This is a genomic window from Pseudomonas sp. PA-5-4B, from assembly GCF_021606215.1.
GTDB lineage: Bacteria > Pseudomonadota > Gammaproteobacteria > Pseudomonadales > Pseudomonadaceae > Aquipseudomonas > Aquipseudomonas edaphica.
On record NZ_WKDB01000022.1, the window covers coordinates 60,154 to 74,172 of the forward strand.

Sequence of the window (14,019 nt, forward strand, 5' to 3'; positions counted from 1 at the left end):
TAATCAATAGTTAGACGGAGTTGGAACAGGTTTGGAACGTATAGCGGTCATCGACTTTGAAACCACCGGCATCACCCCGAGCAGCCACTGCCGGGCCACGGAAATCGCGGTGGTTATCCTCGAGCGCGGCCAAATCGTGGATCGCTACCAGAGCCTGATGAATGCCGGCGTACGCGTGCCGGGTTTTATCGAGCAACTCACCGGCATCAGCAACGCCATGCTGCGCAGCGCGCCACCGGCTGAGCGGGTGATGAATGAAGTGAATGAATTTGTCGGTACCACGCCACTGCTGGCGCACAACGCCGCGTTCGACCAGAGGTTCTGGGACTTTGAACTGGGCCTGATCCGCCGCACCCGCCTGCAAAAATTCGCCTGCTCGCTGCTATTGGCCCGCCGCCTGATGCCGACTGCGCCCAACCACAAGCTCGGCACGCTGAACGCGCTCGCCCAACTGCCCCACACCGGCAAGGCTCACCGAGCGATGGCGGATGCGGAGATGGCCGCCAACCTCACCGCGCACCTGGCCCAGGAACTGCGCGGCACCCACGGCTTGCGCGAACTGTCCCACGATTTGCTGTGTACCCTGCAAAAAGTGCCGGCGGCGAAGATCAACGAACACCTGAAAAAACACCGCGGGTTCTAACTCAAGCGCAGATGATCGTTCCCACGCTCCGCGTGGGAATGCCTCCTGTGACGCTCCGCGTCACGACGTCAAGAGCGGACGCAGAGCGTCCTGGGCTGCATTCCCACGCAGAGCGTGGGAACGATCGGGGAGCTGCGCGGCACCCACGGCTTGCGCGAACTGTCCCACGATTTGCTGTGCACCTTGCAGAAAGTGCCCGCGGCGAAGATCAACGAACACCTCAAAAAGCACCGCGGGTTCTAACCCTTACGACGATCGTTCCCACGCTCCGCGTGGGAATGCCTCCGGTGACGCTCTGCGTCACGACTTCAAGAGCGGACGCGGAGCGTCCTGGGCTGCATTCCCACGCAGAGCGTGGGAACGATCGGCGGCTGGCTATCGAGGCTGCACACACTCCAACGCCCGATCCACCACACCTTTGGCCATCCCCACCAAATGCATCACCGCCCGCTGCTGGGTGCTGAGCGTTTCACCCGACACATTCACCGTTTCCACCGCGCAATGCAGCAAGTCGGCCGCATGGGCGAGGGCGTCTTCGAAGCTCAGGTTGTCATTGAGTACAAAGTTGGGCGCGTCCGGGGCGGATGCTTTGAGGTAGTAGTCGATGGCTCGGCGGTTGAGGAGGGCGTCTTCGCTGAGGAAGTCTGGCTTGGAGCTGGGTGGATCGGGGGTTACTTTGACCATGATGTAGCTTCTCCGTCAGTTAAGAAGCTGCAACCGTTCGCTCGCACACGAATTAGGGTGGCAGCAGTACGCGGGTGTGCAAGACCGTGACGGAGTCCGGTAGATCCGAAGATCTCCCGCGTACAACTGCCATAACGAATCAATGCCTGAAATACAGACGTTGAGAGTTAAGGCTGATGCGTATTACCGTCGTCGGACTTGCACGTCCAGTCACCGAACATTCGATGACAGAGCGAGACTAGCTACCTGAACCGACGGAAACAAGGCCGTGGAATTCTCTAGGAAACGTCCCGCAAATGAAAGGGATCGGTCCTGCTGGCTACCAAAACATCAGCTGTTTTTAGGGCTTTCTTCATTCTTTCTGAATGGTAAGTAGGGGAAGCCCTATTGCGTCGTCGGACCTTTCTGGTTTTTCCCTTCGCCCGCCAATCGCTCCGGTTTGCGACTTAACATCTCGCCTGCTATTTACGTAAAGGGACTACGTCATGCAGGAAAGCGACCTCTACACAGCAATCATGCGAAGCCAGTCTGAACTCCAGCGCAATGGCGTCGATTTCGGCTCGACGTCCAGCATGACGTTTCATTTGGGAAACATGATGACAAGCTGCCCGGCAGTCATGGTTTTACCTAACTCGCCAGGATGGACTCATGGTGCCAGTTACACGTTGCTCCGGCCCATTCAGGCGGAATCAACGGCGCCTGACACCACTGTTGACGACCTCTGGAAATGCACGCAGCAACACTACGGCCTGACGGCGGCAACGGTTCTCACTGGCGCGGCAGGCATACCGATCAGCAAAATCGCCGTGGGGACTTGGGTCCACGTCGGCTCAAGCAAAACGACAAATTTGGCTAGCCTCATTGGAATGCGCTTTTTCCCTAGAACATTGATCCGGCAACCGACAGCGGCCAAGATGGCAAAAGCAACGTTCGGCACCGTTCGAGTATTTGGCATTATTGGGCGGGGCATTCCCTTCGTTGCTGCAGGGTTGGCTATTTTTGACCTGATCAGTATTGGTAAGTGTGCCTATGAGGCGAGAAATGGAAGGTAGGCTGACCCGAGCCGAGATCAGCGAAAAAGTGATTCAGCTGTTCGTCGATATCATCGGCTTTATCGACCGAAGCCAAGTGACCGAGCAAACGGATTTCATCCATGACTTCAAGATCATTGATGACGACCTGACCTGCTTCGTTATGCAGATTAAGTGGCAGTTCAACCTGCAAGCGACTCAGGAAGACTGGGATCACATCACGACCATTAAGCAGATTGTCGATCTGATTGTTCAGCGCTCAAGCCTTCGGTGAAGCAACTGACGCCATCGCAGGCAAGCCAGCTCCCACAGTAGATCGCATCCAGCCCTGGCGACTCGGTCAAATGTGGGAGCTGGCTTGCCTGCGATGGCGGTATATCAGCCACCACTTTTTGCTCGTTCCCACGCTCCGCGTGGGAATGCCTCCGGTGACGCTCTGCGTCACGACTTCAAGAGCGGACGCAGAGCGTCCTGGGCTGCATTTCCACGCAGAGCGTGGGAGCGATCGGTGTCAGGTGGTTTTTCCCTCCAACTGCCCCAACGGCACCCGCCGTTCTATCGCACTCGACAAAATAATCGAGGTCTTGCTGAACCCGAACTTCGCCACGCGGTTAATCAAATTCTCCAGCTCCGGCATCGAACCCACCGCCGCTTGCATGATCACGCATGGGTCGCCCGTGACCCGATGGCATTCAGTCAGTTCGGGGATTTCAGCGAGGGCGTCGTAGACCTTCTGGCTGCCGTTGTTGGTCAAGCGCAATTCGATCGTGCATTGGATGGGTAAGCCGATTTTGGACAGGTCTACCTTGGCCTGATACCCGGTGATCACGCCGCTGGCCTCAAGTTTGGCCACGCGCTCGGCCACGGCGGGCGCGGAGAGGTTAACGGTGCGGGCCAATTGCGCGTAGGACGCGCGGCCGTCTTCGAGCAGGGCGCTGAGGAGCATGCGGTCGTATTTGTCCATGATAAGGCTCCAGTAACGCGTGGCTTTCGAAAGCACGGTTTATAGCCTTCACAACCATGCTTTGAAAAGTGTATGGGCGCTTTAAACAGGTTTTGTAACTTATGTTTAGCGTGCTGCCTTTTTAGAATAAGCCTCCCCTCTCCTGCCATAGAGCCGCCCAATGCCTGGCCCACGTCGCTTTCCGTTACCGCTGATCGCCGCTTTTTTTGCGCTGTATGTGATTTGGGGTTCCACCTACCTGGTGATTCGAATCGGCGTTGAATACTGGCCGCCGCTGATGCTCGGCGGGATTCGCTTTTTGGTGGCGGGTTTGGTGATGTATGGTTTTTTGCGCTGGCGCGGGGCACCTGCGCCGACGTGGGTGCAGTGGAAGGCTGCGGCCAAGATCGGCATTTTGCTGCTGACCTTCGGCAATGGCGCGGTGTCGGTGGCTGAGCACACGGGGGTTACTTCAGGTGTGGCTGCATTGGCGGTGGCGACGGTGCCATTGTTCACGTTGCTGTGCGGCTATTTCTGGGGCGCGCGTAATACCCGCCTGGAATGGGCCGGGGTGGTGCTGGGGATTATCGGCATTGCCATGCTCAATATGGGTTCCAACCTGCAGTCGAGCCCGACCGGGGCGATGTTGTTGCTGTTCGCCGCTGCCTCCTGGGCTTTTGGCTCGGTGTGGAGCAGGCACTTGCCGTTACCTGCCGGCGCGATGGCCAGTGCGGCGGAAATGATCGTCGCCGGTGCCTTGCTGTTGGTGGGCAGTGCGCTCTCCGGCGAACGGCTGCAGGCTGTGCCGCCGATTGAAGGCTGGCTGGCGTTGGCGTACTTGGCCGTGTTCGGCTCGATCATCGCCTTCAATGCCTATATGTACCTGCTCAAGCACGTGCGCCCGGCGGCGGCGACCAGCTATGCCTATGTGAACCCGGCAGTCGCGGTGTTGTTGGGCATTGTGTTCGTCGGTGAGACCATCGGCATGGAAGAAGCCCTGGCGATGCTGGTGATCATCAGCGCGGTGCTATTGATCAGCCTGCCCCAGTGGCGCAAGCCCAGGCCGGAAATAAGGTAAACTGCGGCGCATTACGGCTTTTTTTACCCGCTTATGGCGCTGAACTTTCCCTACGGTAAACACATGACTTTCGCCACACTTGGCCTGATCGAACCCTTGTTGCGCGCCCTTGAGACGCTTGGCTACCAGACCCCGACGCCGGTGCAGGCGCAAGCCATTCCGGCGGTGTTGGCCGGTCGCGACCTGATGGCCGCGGCCCAGACCGGCACCGGCAAAACCGCGGGTTTCGCCCTGCCGCTCCTGCAATTGCTGACCATGGAGGGGCCGAAAGTCGCCGCCAACTCGGCGCGTGCGCTGATCCTGTGCCCGACCCGCGAGCTGGCCGAGCAGGTTCACGCCAGCGTCGCCGAGTACGCGCAGCACCTGCCGCTGACCACTTACGCGGTGTACGGCGGCGTGAGCATCAACCCGCAGATGATGAAACTGCGCAAGGGCGTCGACATCCTGGTCGCCACGCCTGGCCGCCTGATCGACCTGTTCCGCCAGAACGCGCTGAAGCTCAACCAGCTGCAAACCCTGGTATTGGATGAAGCCGACCGCATGCTCGACCTGGGCTTCTCCGAAGAGCTGGCGAACATCTACCGCATGTTGCCAAAAAAGCGCCAGACCTTGCTGTTCTCCGCGACCTTCTCCGATGAGATCCGCCTGCTGGCCGGGCAGATGCTCAACGACCCGCTGAGCATCGAAGTGAGCCCGCGCAACGTCGCCGCCAGCACCGTGAAGCAGTGGGTGGTGCCGGTGGACAAGAAGCGCAAGCCGGAGCTGTTTGTGCACCTGATGCGCAAAGGCCGTTGGAAGCAGGTGTTGGTGTTTGCCAAGACTCGTAACGGCGTGGATGCGCTGGTGGACAAGTTGCAGGGCCTGGGCATCAATGCCGACGGCATCCATGGCGACAAACCCCAAGCCACCCGCCAACGCGCGCTGGACCGTTTCAAGTCCAGCGATGTGCAGATTCTGGTGGCCACCGACGTGGCGGCCCGTGGCCTGGACATTGAAGACTTGCCGCTGGTGGTCAACTTTGACCTGCCGATCGTGGCTGAAGACTACATCCACCGTATCGGCCGTACTGGCCGGGCGGGCAACACCGGTGAGGCGATTTCGCTGGTGTGTGCCGATGAAGTGAACATGCTGTCGGCCATCGAGATGCTCACGCGTCAGACCCTGACCCGCAAGATGGAGCCGGATTTCGAACCGGAGCATCGCGTGCCGGACACCGATGCCAGCGGGCAGGTGGTGAAGAAGCCGAAAAAGCCGAAGAAACCTAAGACTTCGGGCGGCGGTGGCGGCAAGCGTAATTTGGGTAAGTGGGTGGACAGTGGTGATGTGGCGCCGGCTGAGCCGTCGATCAAGCCAGTGCGTAAAGTGCCGGTGTTCAACACTGGGCCGCGCAAGAAGAAGTAAGTCTGTCAGGGCCTCATCGCAGGCAAGCCAGCTCCCACATTTGACGGTGTTCACCGCTCAAAATGTGGGAGCTGGCTTGCCTGCGATAGCGGACTTGAACTCAGCGCTTAAGCCACTCCAGCACACCACGCCCAGCCGCTCGCCCACTGGCAAAACACCCCGTCAGCAAATACCCGCCGGTCGGCGCTTCCCAATCCAGCATCTCCCCCGCACAGAACACGCCTGGCAATTGCTTGAGCATCAGCCGCTCATCCAGCGCTTCAAACGGCACGCCGCCCGCCGTGCTGATCGCCTCATCCATCGGCCGTGTCTTTACCAGTGTCAGTGGCAACGCCTTGATATCCACCGCCAATTGCGCCGGATCATGGAAGTGCTCAGCTGGCGCCAGTTCACGCAACAGCGCCGCCTTCACGCCATCAAGCCCCAACTGACTGTGCAAATGCTTGCTCATCGACCGCGAGCCACGGGGCTTGGCCAAGGCGGCTTGCACCTTGTCCAGCGGCTTGCTCGGCAACAGGTCAATATGCACAGTGGCTGAGCCGTCACGGTTGATCGCTTCGCGAATCGGCGCCGACAGCGCGTAGATCAAACTGCCCTCGATGCCCATGGCGGTGACGACGCATTCGCCCAGTCGAGGCTTGTCCTCCCCAAGGCCGATGGCGACGTTCTTCAGCGGCGCGCCCGCGAATTTGCTGACCATCAACTCGCTCCAGCCCGACACTTCGAAGCCGCAATTGCTCGGTTGCAGCGCGGCGTAGGGCACGCCTTTATCTTCCAGCAACTTGAGCCAGGCACCGTCGGAGCCCAAACGCGACCAGCTGCCGCCACCCAAGGCCAGCAACACCGCGTCGCTGTGGACAGTTTTATCGCCGTCCGGGCTGTGGATAAGTAAACCGCCGTCGTCGGTCCAGCCCAGCCAGCGATGCCGGGTGTGGATAACCACGCCCTGGTCGCGCAGGCGCTTGAGCCAGGCGCGCAGCAGTGGGGCGGCTTTCATGTCGGTGGGGAATACACGGCCGGAGGTGCCGACAAAGGTCTCGATACCCAGGCCATGAATCCACTCGCACAAAGCCTCTGCGCCAAACGCGCGCAACAACGGCGCCATGTGCGGCGCGCGTTCGGCGTAACGCGACAGGAACGCCGGGTACGCCTCGGAGTGGGTGATGTTCATGCCGCCCACGCCGGCCAGCAGGAACTTGCGCCCCACTGAAGGCATGCCGTCGTACACGTCTACCCGCACGCCCGCCTGGCTCAAGACTTCCGCGGCCATCAACCCGGCAGGGCCGCCGCCGATAATAGTGACGTGTTGGGAAGGGGTCTGGGGCATGGGCAGGGCTACGGTCGCTTGAATAGGCCGAGCATTCTACCCGACGACGGCGTAGCTGCCTGATCAAAAAACGTACACTTTCCTACACGCCATACGGCTGCTGGCTTTCAGACCCTTACGCTCAAGTTATCCACAGGCCGTTCCACAGGCATTGTGGGTAACGCCCACAACTCAATGACAACCTGATGACGCCCACACCCGTTGTGCGCTGTGGTGCAGGATGCCGTGGCGGCGGGCCAGGGCCGGGCGGTCTTTGCTGTAGCCGCCGCCGATCACGCCCATCACTGGAATGTCGCGGCCCAGGCAGTGGCGCATCACGCTTTCATCGCGTGCGGCCACGCCTGCGTCTGTCAGTTTGAGGTAACCGAGGGCGTCGTCCTTGTGTACATCCACCCCGGCGTCGTACAGCACCAGGTCGGGCTGGTACAGCGGCAACAGGTAGTTGAGCGCGTCGTCGACCACCTTGAGGTAGTCGGCATCGCCCATGCCCATGGGCAGCGGGATGTCCCAGTCGCTCTGGGCCTTGCGCGCCGGGAAGTTCTTTTCGCAGTGCAGCGACACGGTGATGGCGTCCGGTGTGTCATGGAGGATGCGCGCAGTGCCGTCGCCCTGATGCACGTCGCAGTCGAAGATCAGCACGCGGTTGACCCGCCCGCTGGCCAGCAGGTAATGGCTGATCACCGCCAGGTCATTGAAGATGCAAAAGCCCGCCGGGTAGTCGTAATGGGCGTGGTGCGTGCCGCCCGCCAGGTGGCAGGCCAGGCCGTGTTCCAGGGCTTTTTCTGCTGCGAGAATTGAGCCGCCAACTGCACGCACGGTGCGCCGCGCCAGGGCTTCGTTCCAGGGCAGGCCGAGGCGTCGCTGGTCTTCGCGGGACAGCTCACCGCTCATGTAGCGCTCGATATACCCAGGTTCATGGGCCAGGGCCAGAATCTCGGCGGGGCAGACCTCGGGTCGCAGCAAGTGGCTGTCCTGGGTCAGGCCGCTGCTCACCAGGTGGTCACGCAACAGGCGGAACTTGTCCATGGGGAACCGGTGGTCCGCCGGGAACTCAGGGCTGTAGTCATCGTGGTAGATCAATGGCAAAGGCATGGGATTTTCTGACGGGAACCTGCGACGGATCTTACCAGCGCTGTACACTCACGCACATGGCAAGGGAGGGGGACCCATGGAGCCGATACTGGAATTGGAAAGCGCACGGCTGGTGCTGCGCCAATGGCGTGACAGCGACCTGACGGAATTTGCACGCATGTGCGCCGACCCGCAGGTAATGCGCTATTTCCCGGCCAAGCTGAGCCACCTGGAAAGCGCCGCGCTGATCGGCCGTATTCGCGGGCATTTTGCCGAATATGGCTTTGGCCTTTGGGCCTTGCAGCGTAAGGATACCGGCGAATTTATCGGCCTGACCGGGCTGCTAAACGTCAACTTCGAGGCCAACTTTACCCCAGCGGTAGAAATTGGCTGGCGCCTGGCCCACGAGCATTGGGGCCTGGGTTATGCCAGTGAAGCGGCGTGGACCGCGCTGCGCTGTGGTTTCGACCGGCTGCAGCTGGACGAAATCCTCGCCTTCACCACCGAATCCAATCTGCCATCACAAAAAGTCATGCAGGCCATCGGTATGCATTACGATCCGCAGGCAGATTTTGAACACCCCAAGGTCGCAGCCGATGACCCGCTGCGCCATCATGTGTTGTACCGCATCACCCGCGCCCAATGGTTGGACACGCTGCACGGATAAGCAGCCCGGAATGCCCTATTGATTGTAGGAGTTGCTCTATGAGCCAAGTATTGGAAGATCTGGTGGACTTGCTGACCCTGGAACCGATCGAGGAAAATCTCTTTCGCGGCCGCAGCCAGGACCTGGGCTTTCGCCAACTGTTCGGCGGCCAAGTGCTGGGCCAGTCGCTGTCGGCCGCCAGCCAGACCGTAGAAGAAGCGCGTCACGTGCATTCCCTGCATGGCTATTTCCTGCGCCCTGGCGATGCTGCACTGCCAGTGGTGTATTCGGTGGACCGCGTGCGCGATGGCGGCAGTTTCAGCACGCGCCGCGTCACGGCGATCCAGAAGGGCAACCCGATTTTCACCTGCACCACCTCGTTCCAGTATGACGAAGAAGGCTTCGAGCACCAGACCACCATGCCCGTGGTCGTCGGCCCGGAAAACCTGCCGTCGGAGCTGGAACTGACCAAGCAACGCGCGCACCTGATCCCCGAACACATGCGCGACAAGCTGCTGTGCCCCAAGCCGATCGAAGTGCGCCCGGTCACCGAAAAAGACCCGTTCAACCCGCAGCCGTCCGACCCGGTCAAGTACGTGTGGTTTCGTGCTGACGGCGCATTGGCCGATTCGCCGGCGCTGCATAAATACCTGCTGGCCTATGCTTCGGATTTCGGCTTGCTGACGACCTCGCTGCTGCCCCACGGCAAGACGGTTTGGCAGAAAGACATGCAGGTCGCCAGCCTTGACCATGCGCTGTGGTTCCACGCCGACCTGCGCGCCGATGACTGGCTTTTGTATGCGATGGACAGCCCGTGGGCCGGTAACTCACGGGGTTTCTCCCGCGGCAGCGTGTACAACCGCGCCGGGCAACTGGTGGCTTCGGTGACCCAGGAAGGGCTGATTCGCCATCGCAAGGATTGGGCATGAGCCTATCGGACGTTAAGTACTGGGTTTTTGACATGGACGGCACCCTCACGGTGGCCGTGCATGATTTTGTGGCGATTCGCGTGGCGCTCGATATTCCACCTGAAGACGACATTCTCACGCACCTGGCGGCACTGCCTGCGGATGTGGCGGCGGCCAAGCATGCCTGGTTGCTTGAGCACGAGCGCGAGCTGGCTGTGGGGTCGGTTGCTGCTGTTGGCGCGGTGCAGCTGGTGCGCGAGCTGGCCGGGCGGGGCTATCGCCTGGGCATCCTGACGCGCAATGCGCGCGAGTTGGCGCATATCACCCTTGAAGCGATTGGCCTGGCGGACTGCTTTGCCGTCGAGGATGTGCTGGGGCGTGATGATGCGCCGCCCAAGCCGGATCCGGGTGGGTTGCTGAAACTGGCGACTGCCTGGAAGGTAGCGCCGAGCGCGATGGTGATGGTTGGGGATTACCGCTTTGACCTGGTTTGTGGCCGGGCGGCGGGGACCAGGACGGTATTGGTTAATCTGCCTGAGAACCCGTGGCCGGAACTGGCGGATTGGCATGCTGAGGATTGCGCGGCGTTGCGCCGAATGCTCTAACCCAGGCACCTCGGTCGGGCTTGTGTGGCAGTTGAGCTTGTGTGGGAGCTGGCTTGCCTGCGATAGCATCACCTCGCTATGCCTGTTAGACCGAGGTGTCTGCATCGCAGGCAAGCCAGCTCCCACACAAGCCAGCTCCCACATTTTTGATCCTATTTCCCGAACAGCACCTTCTCACCCTCAGGCGACGTAAACATCTTATCGCCGTCGTGCCCAACCCCTGGCACTTCCACCAGCTTCTGCGTCAGTTGCGGATGGCGCTGCTTGAGGTAGTCGAAATAGTTGTGCCCGCGAATCAGGCGATACGCGCCCTGGGTTTCGGCTTCGCAGCTTTTATCCAGCGCCGGGTGGTTGGGGTCGGTGTCTTGCTGGCCCAGCAGGTAGGTGATGTTGCGTGATACGTAAACCTGCTCCAACTGCTGCGCGCTCTGGCCCTTGGCGTAATCCGGCAGATTTTGCATGCCGTACTTCCAGTCGTTGAAGCCTGGGCAACTGGCCACATCAAACTTCACCGGGCGTTGCGGGCTGAAGTAGGCGTAGGACGACGGGTTAGCCACCACATAACGCAGGCTGATACCTTCGGTTTGCAACATCGGGTGGTCGTGGCCGGTGAGGGCGAAACGCTGCACCACCTGGCCGCCGCCGGAATGGCCGGCGACCACGATTTCTTTCAAGGCCGGGAACAGCTTGCGGTTGCCCAGGTGTTTGATGATCTGGTCGAGGGCGCCGTAGGAGCTGATGTGGCCTGGGCCGGTCGACGGGTCGCCGGCCATCCAGTCGTTGTGGTTCCAGCGCAGCACCTGATTGTCGAGGTGGTTGCGCTGGGTATCCAACTCATTCAAAAACTGCGGCGCGATCACCAGGGTATTGGCGGCAAGGCCTGCGTGCTGGGCGGCATCTTCGCCGCTTTGCAGGTAGGTCTGCGCATTGCGCAGGCGACCGTGCACGATGATCAATGCGCGAGTGACGTTGGGCAGCGGCTGGCGCCAGTCCTGGCTCAAGCCCAGGCTCAAGGCGCCGGCCTCCAGTTGGAAACGATCGGGGCTGACCACCTTGACGCCATGTTCTTTCTCGGCGGCCCAGGTGGTGGTGGAACACATCGCTAATGCGCTAAGCAGCAACCCCAATCGTTTATTCATTTAAAGACTCTTGGCTGTAAAGGTGTCGCATTGAGAGATCTGGCCCTCTGCGAAGCCGGTCTTGAACCAGCGAACCCGCTGTGCCGAGGTGCCGTGGGTAAACGAGTCCGGCACTACGCGCCCTTGACCCTGTTGCTGCAAACGGTCATCGCCGATGGCGTTGGCCGCATTCAGTGCGGCTTCAATATCGCCGGGCTCCAGCCAGTTCAGGCGTTTTTGCGCGCGGTTGGCCCACACGCCGGCGAAACAGTCGGCTTGCAGTTCCTGGCGTACCAGTAAACCGCCGTCACCTTCCATCTGCCGGCCTTGCTGGCGTGCGGCCTGGATCTTGGCCGAGATGCCCAGCAGCGTTTGCACGTGGTGCCCGACTTCGTGGGCGATCACATATGCCTGGGCGAACTCGCCCGAAGCCTTGAAGCGTTGCGACATCTCCCGGAAGAAATCCAGGTCCAGATACACTTGCTGGTCGGCCGGGCAGTAGAACGGGCCGCTGGCCGAGGTGGCGCCACCGCAGGCGGAGTTGACCCGGCCACGGAACAGAATCAGTTTCGGGTTCTTGTAGGCCAACCCGTTTTCCTTGAACACCTGGCCCCAGGTGTCTTCCGTGTCGCCCAGCACGGCGCGCACGAAATCGGCCTGTTGATCATTGGCCGGCGGCGCCTGGCGCGCCTGCGTACTCGCCGGGGGCGCTTGCTCCATTTGGCCGCTTAGCTGGCCGAGGATCTGCATCGGGTCCTGGCCGGTCAGCCAGCCGATGCCGACGATCAGCACGATCGCCGTGAGGCTCAGGCCTTTGCCGCCGCCAAAGCGCATGCCGCCACCGCCGCCGCCACCACTGTCATCGCGGGCGTCCACCACGTTGTCGCTGCGTCGGCCTTTTTTCCATAGCATGGGTGCAGTCCTCTCGTTAAGCCTGCGCTCTTTATTTTAAGAGCAGTGTTGTTGGTGCAGGGGCATGGCGCCAGCCCGGCTGTCTGACAAGCAACGAGAGCTGCCTAGTATCGCTGCTGTCAGGCCGTGTCGGCAGGGGCGCCAGATGAAAGTTATGTCAGGTTTGCCGCCTCAGTCGCGGCAGTAGCCTTCACCGGTGTCGACGATCAGGCAGTCTTTTTTATCTGCCAGCCATTTCAAGCCTGTGGCTTCACCGTCGCCGGCGCTCAGCTGTTGCGGGCCGTCCGGGCGGGTGAAACTGATGCCGTCTTCATTGGCTTCGCCTTTGAAGGTGCCGGCGTCGTCGGCATCAAGGCCGTATTTCATGGTCAGCAGGTAGTGCCCACGGCCGATGCTGTCGTCCTTGGCGATGGTCAGGTTCAGGCCTTCGACGCCGATCCATTTGCCGACCCATTTATCGGTCGGTGGGTTTGCCGGCACCAGCGTGGCTTGCACGGAAGCGGGGGCGGGTTTTGGGGCTTCCTTGGGTTCCTTGTTGCACGCGGTGAGCAGGGCAAGGGCAGAAAGAACAAAGAGTGTTTTTTTCATAGCGACATGGCCTTGGTTGAAAAATGTGCAACACGACGGTGAACGTGCAGCGTTGGACTCGAAACCCGTGATTTAGTGCGCTGTTCGCACGGTGTTTGGTTATGCTCTTGGGGCAGACGCAAGCCCGGCTGCTAGATTACCGGGTTAAGTGCAAATGCGTTCAGCCCGCCATGCAAGAGAATTCAATGACTGTCAGCACACCGCTTTCCGGCGTCAACCATCCTTTCAAAGGCATCCTGCTGATTGTGCTGGCGACGTTTCTGTTCTCCAGCCACGACGCCTTGTCCAAATACCTGGCCGGGTTCTACCCGATTGTGATGGTGGTGTGGGCGCGCTACCTGGTGCACACCTTGCTGATGGCCGGGATTTTCCTGCCGCAATCCGGCTTGCGGGTGCTGCGCAGCAAGCGGCCGGGCATGCAGGTGGTGAGGGCGTTGTGCCTGCTGGGCACGAGTCTGTTTTTTACCGCGGCGCTGCATTACATCCCGTTGGCGGAAGCCACGGCGGTGAACTTCCTGGCGCCGATCCTGGTGACGGCGCTGTCGGTGCCCTTGCTCGGCGAGCACGTCACGCGTGGCCAATGGCTGGCGGTGATCTGCGGGTTTGTCGGTGTGCTGATCATCATCCACCCCGGTGGCGAGTTGTTCACGCCTGCGGTGTTGCTGCCGCTGTGTTCGGCGATGTTCTTCTGTTTCTACCAATTGCTCACGCGCATCCTCAGCCAATACGACACACCGACCACCAGCAACTTCTTCGCCGGGCTGTGCAATACCTTGGTGATGAGCGCGCTGGTGCCGTTCTTCTGGCATGTCCCGACGTTGTGGCATGCCTGTTTGATGCTGGCGCTGGGCACTTGCGGCATGACCGCGCACTTGATGCTGACCCAGGCGTTCCGCTTCGCGGCGCCAGCCTTGCTGGCACCGTTTGGCTATTGCCAGATCGTGTTTGCGGGATTGTTGGGTTGGCTGGTGTTCAGCCATACCCCCGACGTGACCACGGTGGTCGGCATCGGGGTGATCTGCATGAGCGGGCTGGCCGCTGCCTGGCAGCAGCGGCGGCGGTGA

16 protein-coding genes and 1 pseudogene are annotated in these 14,019 nt (G+C 60.8%); 10 read left to right on the top strand and 7 right to left on the bottom strand.

Annotated elements, in window-relative coordinates:
• The first annotated feature begins 31 nt into the window (after positions 1-31).
• Positions 32-643 (top strand): 3'-5' exonuclease, encoded by a 612-nt coding sequence (locus tag GIW28_RS13215; RefSeq protein WP_017139348.1) that lies wholly within the window; start codon positions 32-34, stop codon positions 641-643.
• A gap of 129 nt (positions 644-772) precedes the next feature.
• Positions 773-886: pseudogene (locus GIW28_RS13220) on the top strand (3'-5' exonuclease); the annotation flags it as partial.
• A gap of 132 nt (positions 887-1,018) precedes the next feature.
• On the opposite strand, the gene GIW28_RS13225 reads toward GIW28_RS13220, so the two are convergent.
• Positions 1,019-1,327 (bottom strand): DUF3077 domain-containing protein, encoded by a 309-nt coding sequence (locus GIW28_RS13225; RefSeq protein WP_017139347.1) that lies wholly within the window; start codon positions 1,325-1,327, stop codon positions 1,019-1,021.
• A 485-nt stretch (positions 1,328-1,812) separates the two neighbouring features.
• Here GIW28_RS13225 and GIW28_RS13230 point away from each other — a divergent pair, with 485 nt between their 5' ends.
• Positions 1,813-2,379, top strand: coding sequence for a hypothetical protein (locus tag GIW28_RS13230; RefSeq protein WP_017139346.1), 567 nt, complete (start codon positions 1,813-1,815; stop codon positions 2,377-2,379).
• Entirely contained in the window at positions 2,369-2,632 is a 264-nt protein-coding gene (locus tag GIW28_RS13235) for an acyl carrier protein (RefSeq protein WP_099547603.1), read from the top strand. The genes GIW28_RS13230 and GIW28_RS13235 overlap by 11 nt, the downstream gene beginning before the upstream one ends.
• Before the next feature lie 237 nt (positions 2,633-2,869).
• Here the strand turns inward: GIW28_RS13235 and GIW28_RS13240 are convergent, their stop codons facing one another.
• Positions 2,870-3,322: an Lrp/AsnC family transcriptional regulator gene (locus GIW28_RS13240; protein WP_017139344.1), complete on the bottom strand. Its 453-nt coding sequence runs from the start codon at positions 3,320-3,322 to the stop codon at positions 2,870-2,872.
• A gap of 160 nt (positions 3,323-3,482) precedes the next feature.
• Here GIW28_RS13240 and yedA point away from each other — a divergent pair, with 160 nt between their 5' ends.
• Both yedA and GIW28_RS13250 read left to right on the top strand, forming a co-directional pair.
• A complete protein-coding gene (gene yedA, locus GIW28_RS13245; RefSeq protein WP_099547604.1) occupies positions 3,483-4,379 on the top strand; it encodes a drug/metabolite exporter YedA in 897 nt (298 codons plus the stop codon).
• Positions 4,380-4,442: 63 nt separating this feature from the next.
• Complete coding sequence (locus GIW28_RS13250; RefSeq protein ID WP_169987354.1) at positions 4,443-5,780, top strand: DEAD/DEAH box helicase; 1,338 nt, start codon at positions 4,443-4,445, stop codon at positions 5,778-5,780.
• Positions 5,781-5,880: 100 nt separating this feature from the next.
• Here GIW28_RS13250 and GIW28_RS13255 read toward each other — a convergent pair whose 3' ends face one another.
• Positions 5,881-7,107 (bottom strand): TIGR03862 family flavoprotein, encoded by a 1,227-nt coding sequence (locus GIW28_RS13255; protein WP_017139341.1) that lies wholly within the window; start codon positions 7,105-7,107, stop codon positions 5,881-5,883.
• 171 nt (positions 7,108-7,278) lie between these two features.
• Entirely contained in the window at positions 7,279-8,199 is a 921-nt protein-coding gene (locus GIW28_RS13260; RefSeq protein WP_099547605.1) for a histone deacetylase family protein, read from the bottom strand.
• Between the two features lie 76 nt (positions 8,200-8,275).
• Here GIW28_RS13260 and GIW28_RS13265 point away from each other — a divergent pair, with 76 nt between their 5' ends.
• From GIW28_RS13265 to GIW28_RS13275, 3 genes are read left to right on the top strand one after another with little or no spacing between them, the layout of a single operon-like run.
• On the top strand, positions 8,276-8,845 hold the full coding sequence (locus tag GIW28_RS13265) for a GNAT family N-acetyltransferase (RefSeq protein ID WP_017139339.1): 570 nt from the start codon (positions 8,276-8,278) through the stop codon (positions 8,843-8,845).
• Positions 8,846-8,883: 38 nt separating this feature from the next.
• Positions 8,884-9,753: an acyl-CoA thioesterase II gene (tesB, locus tag GIW28_RS13270; RefSeq protein ID WP_017139338.1), complete on the top strand. Its 870-nt coding sequence runs from the start codon at positions 8,884-8,886 to the stop codon at positions 9,751-9,753.
• Positions 9,750-10,337 carry an HAD family hydrolase gene (locus GIW28_RS13275; protein ID WP_236446227.1) on the top strand — a complete coding sequence of 196 codons (588 nt, stop codon included), beginning with the start codon at positions 9,750-9,752 and terminating at the stop codon, positions 10,335-10,337. Before tesB ends, GIW28_RS13275 begins: the two co-directional genes overlap by 4 nt.
• A gap of 152 nt (positions 10,338-10,489) precedes the next feature.
• On the opposite strand, the gene GIW28_RS13280 is transcribed toward GIW28_RS13275, so the two are convergent.
• The 3 genes from GIW28_RS13280 to GIW28_RS13290 all read right to left on the bottom strand — a co-directional run bounded on the left by GIW28_RS13280 (position 10,490) and on the right by GIW28_RS13290 (position 12,955).
• The gene (locus GIW28_RS13280) at positions 10,490-11,476 is read right to left on the bottom strand and encodes an alpha/beta fold hydrolase (RefSeq protein ID WP_236446225.1); all 987 of its coding nucleotides are present in this window, start codon (positions 11,474-11,476) and stop codon (positions 10,490-10,492) included.
• Positions 11,477-12,367 carry a KPN_02809 family neutral zinc metallopeptidase gene (ypfJ, locus tag GIW28_RS13285; protein ID WP_099547607.1) on the bottom strand — a complete coding sequence of 297 codons (891 nt, stop codon included), beginning with the start codon at positions 12,365-12,367 and terminating at the stop codon, positions 11,477-11,479.
• 171 nt (positions 12,368-12,538) lie between these two features.
• Complete coding sequence (locus tag GIW28_RS13290; RefSeq protein WP_017139334.1) at positions 12,539-12,955, bottom strand: membrane lipoprotein lipid attachment site-containing protein; 417 nt, start codon at positions 12,953-12,955, stop codon at positions 12,539-12,541.
• Between the two features lie 185 nt (positions 12,956-13,140).
• On the opposite strand from GIW28_RS13290, the gene GIW28_RS13295 reads away from it, so the two are divergent.
• Entirely contained in the window at positions 13,141-14,019 is an 879-nt protein-coding gene (locus GIW28_RS13295) for a DMT family transporter (RefSeq protein ID WP_236446223.1), read from the top strand.

Excerpts from the sequence above, each read along its gene's own strand:
- GIW28_RS13225 (WP_017139347.1), bottom strand. The coding sequence starts at position 1,327 with ATGGTCAAAGTAACCCCCGATCCACCCAGCTCCAAGCCAGACTTCCTC.
- GIW28_RS13230 (WP_017139346.1), top strand. The coding sequence starts at position 1,813 with ATGCAGGAAAGCGACCTCTACACAGCAATCATGCGAAGCCAGTCTGAA.
- GIW28_RS13235 (WP_099547603.1), top strand. The coding sequence starts at position 2,369 with ATGGAAGGTAGGCTGACCCGAGCCGAGATCAGCGAAAAAGTGATTCAG.
- GIW28_RS13240 (WP_017139344.1), bottom strand. The coding sequence starts at position 3,322 with ATGGACAAATACGACCGCATGCTCCTCAGCGCCCTGCTCGAAGACGGC.
- yedA (WP_099547604.1), top strand. The coding sequence starts at position 3,483 with ATGCCTGGCCCACGTCGCTTTCCGTTACCGCTGATCGCCGCTTTTTTT.
- GIW28_RS13250 (WP_169987354.1), top strand. The coding sequence starts at position 4,443 with ATGACTTTCGCCACACTTGGCCTGATCGAACCCTTGTTGCGCGCCCTT.
- GIW28_RS13255 (WP_017139341.1), bottom strand. The coding sequence starts at position 7,107 with ATGCCCCAGACCCCTTCCCAACACGTCACTATTATCGGCGGCGGCCCT.
- GIW28_RS13260 (WP_099547605.1), bottom strand. The coding sequence starts at position 8,199 with ATGCCTTTGCCATTGATCTACCACGATGACTACAGCCCTGAGTTCCCG.
- GIW28_RS13265 (WP_017139339.1), top strand. The coding sequence starts at position 8,276 with ATGGAGCCGATACTGGAATTGGAAAGCGCACGGCTGGTGCTGCGCCAA.
- tesB (WP_017139338.1), top strand. The coding sequence starts at position 8,884 with ATGAGCCAAGTATTGGAAGATCTGGTGGACTTGCTGACCCTGGAACCG.
- GIW28_RS13275 (WP_236446227.1), top strand. The coding sequence starts at position 9,750 with ATGAGCCTATCGGACGTTAAGTACTGGGTTTTTGACATGGACGGCACC.
- GIW28_RS13280 (WP_236446225.1), bottom strand. The coding sequence starts at position 11,476 with ATGAATAAACGATTGGGGTTGCTGCTTAGCGCATTAGCGATGTGTTCC.
- ypfJ (WP_099547607.1), bottom strand. The coding sequence starts at position 12,367 with ATGCTATGGAAAAAAGGCCGACGCAGCGACAACGTGGTGGACGCCCGC.
- GIW28_RS13290 (WP_017139334.1), bottom strand. The coding sequence starts at position 12,955 with ATGAAAAAAACACTCTTTGTTCTTTCTGCCCTTGCCCTGCTCACCGCG.
- GIW28_RS13295 (WP_236446223.1), top strand. The coding sequence starts at position 13,141 with ATGACTGTCAGCACACCGCTTTCCGGCGTCAACCATCCTTTCAAAGGC.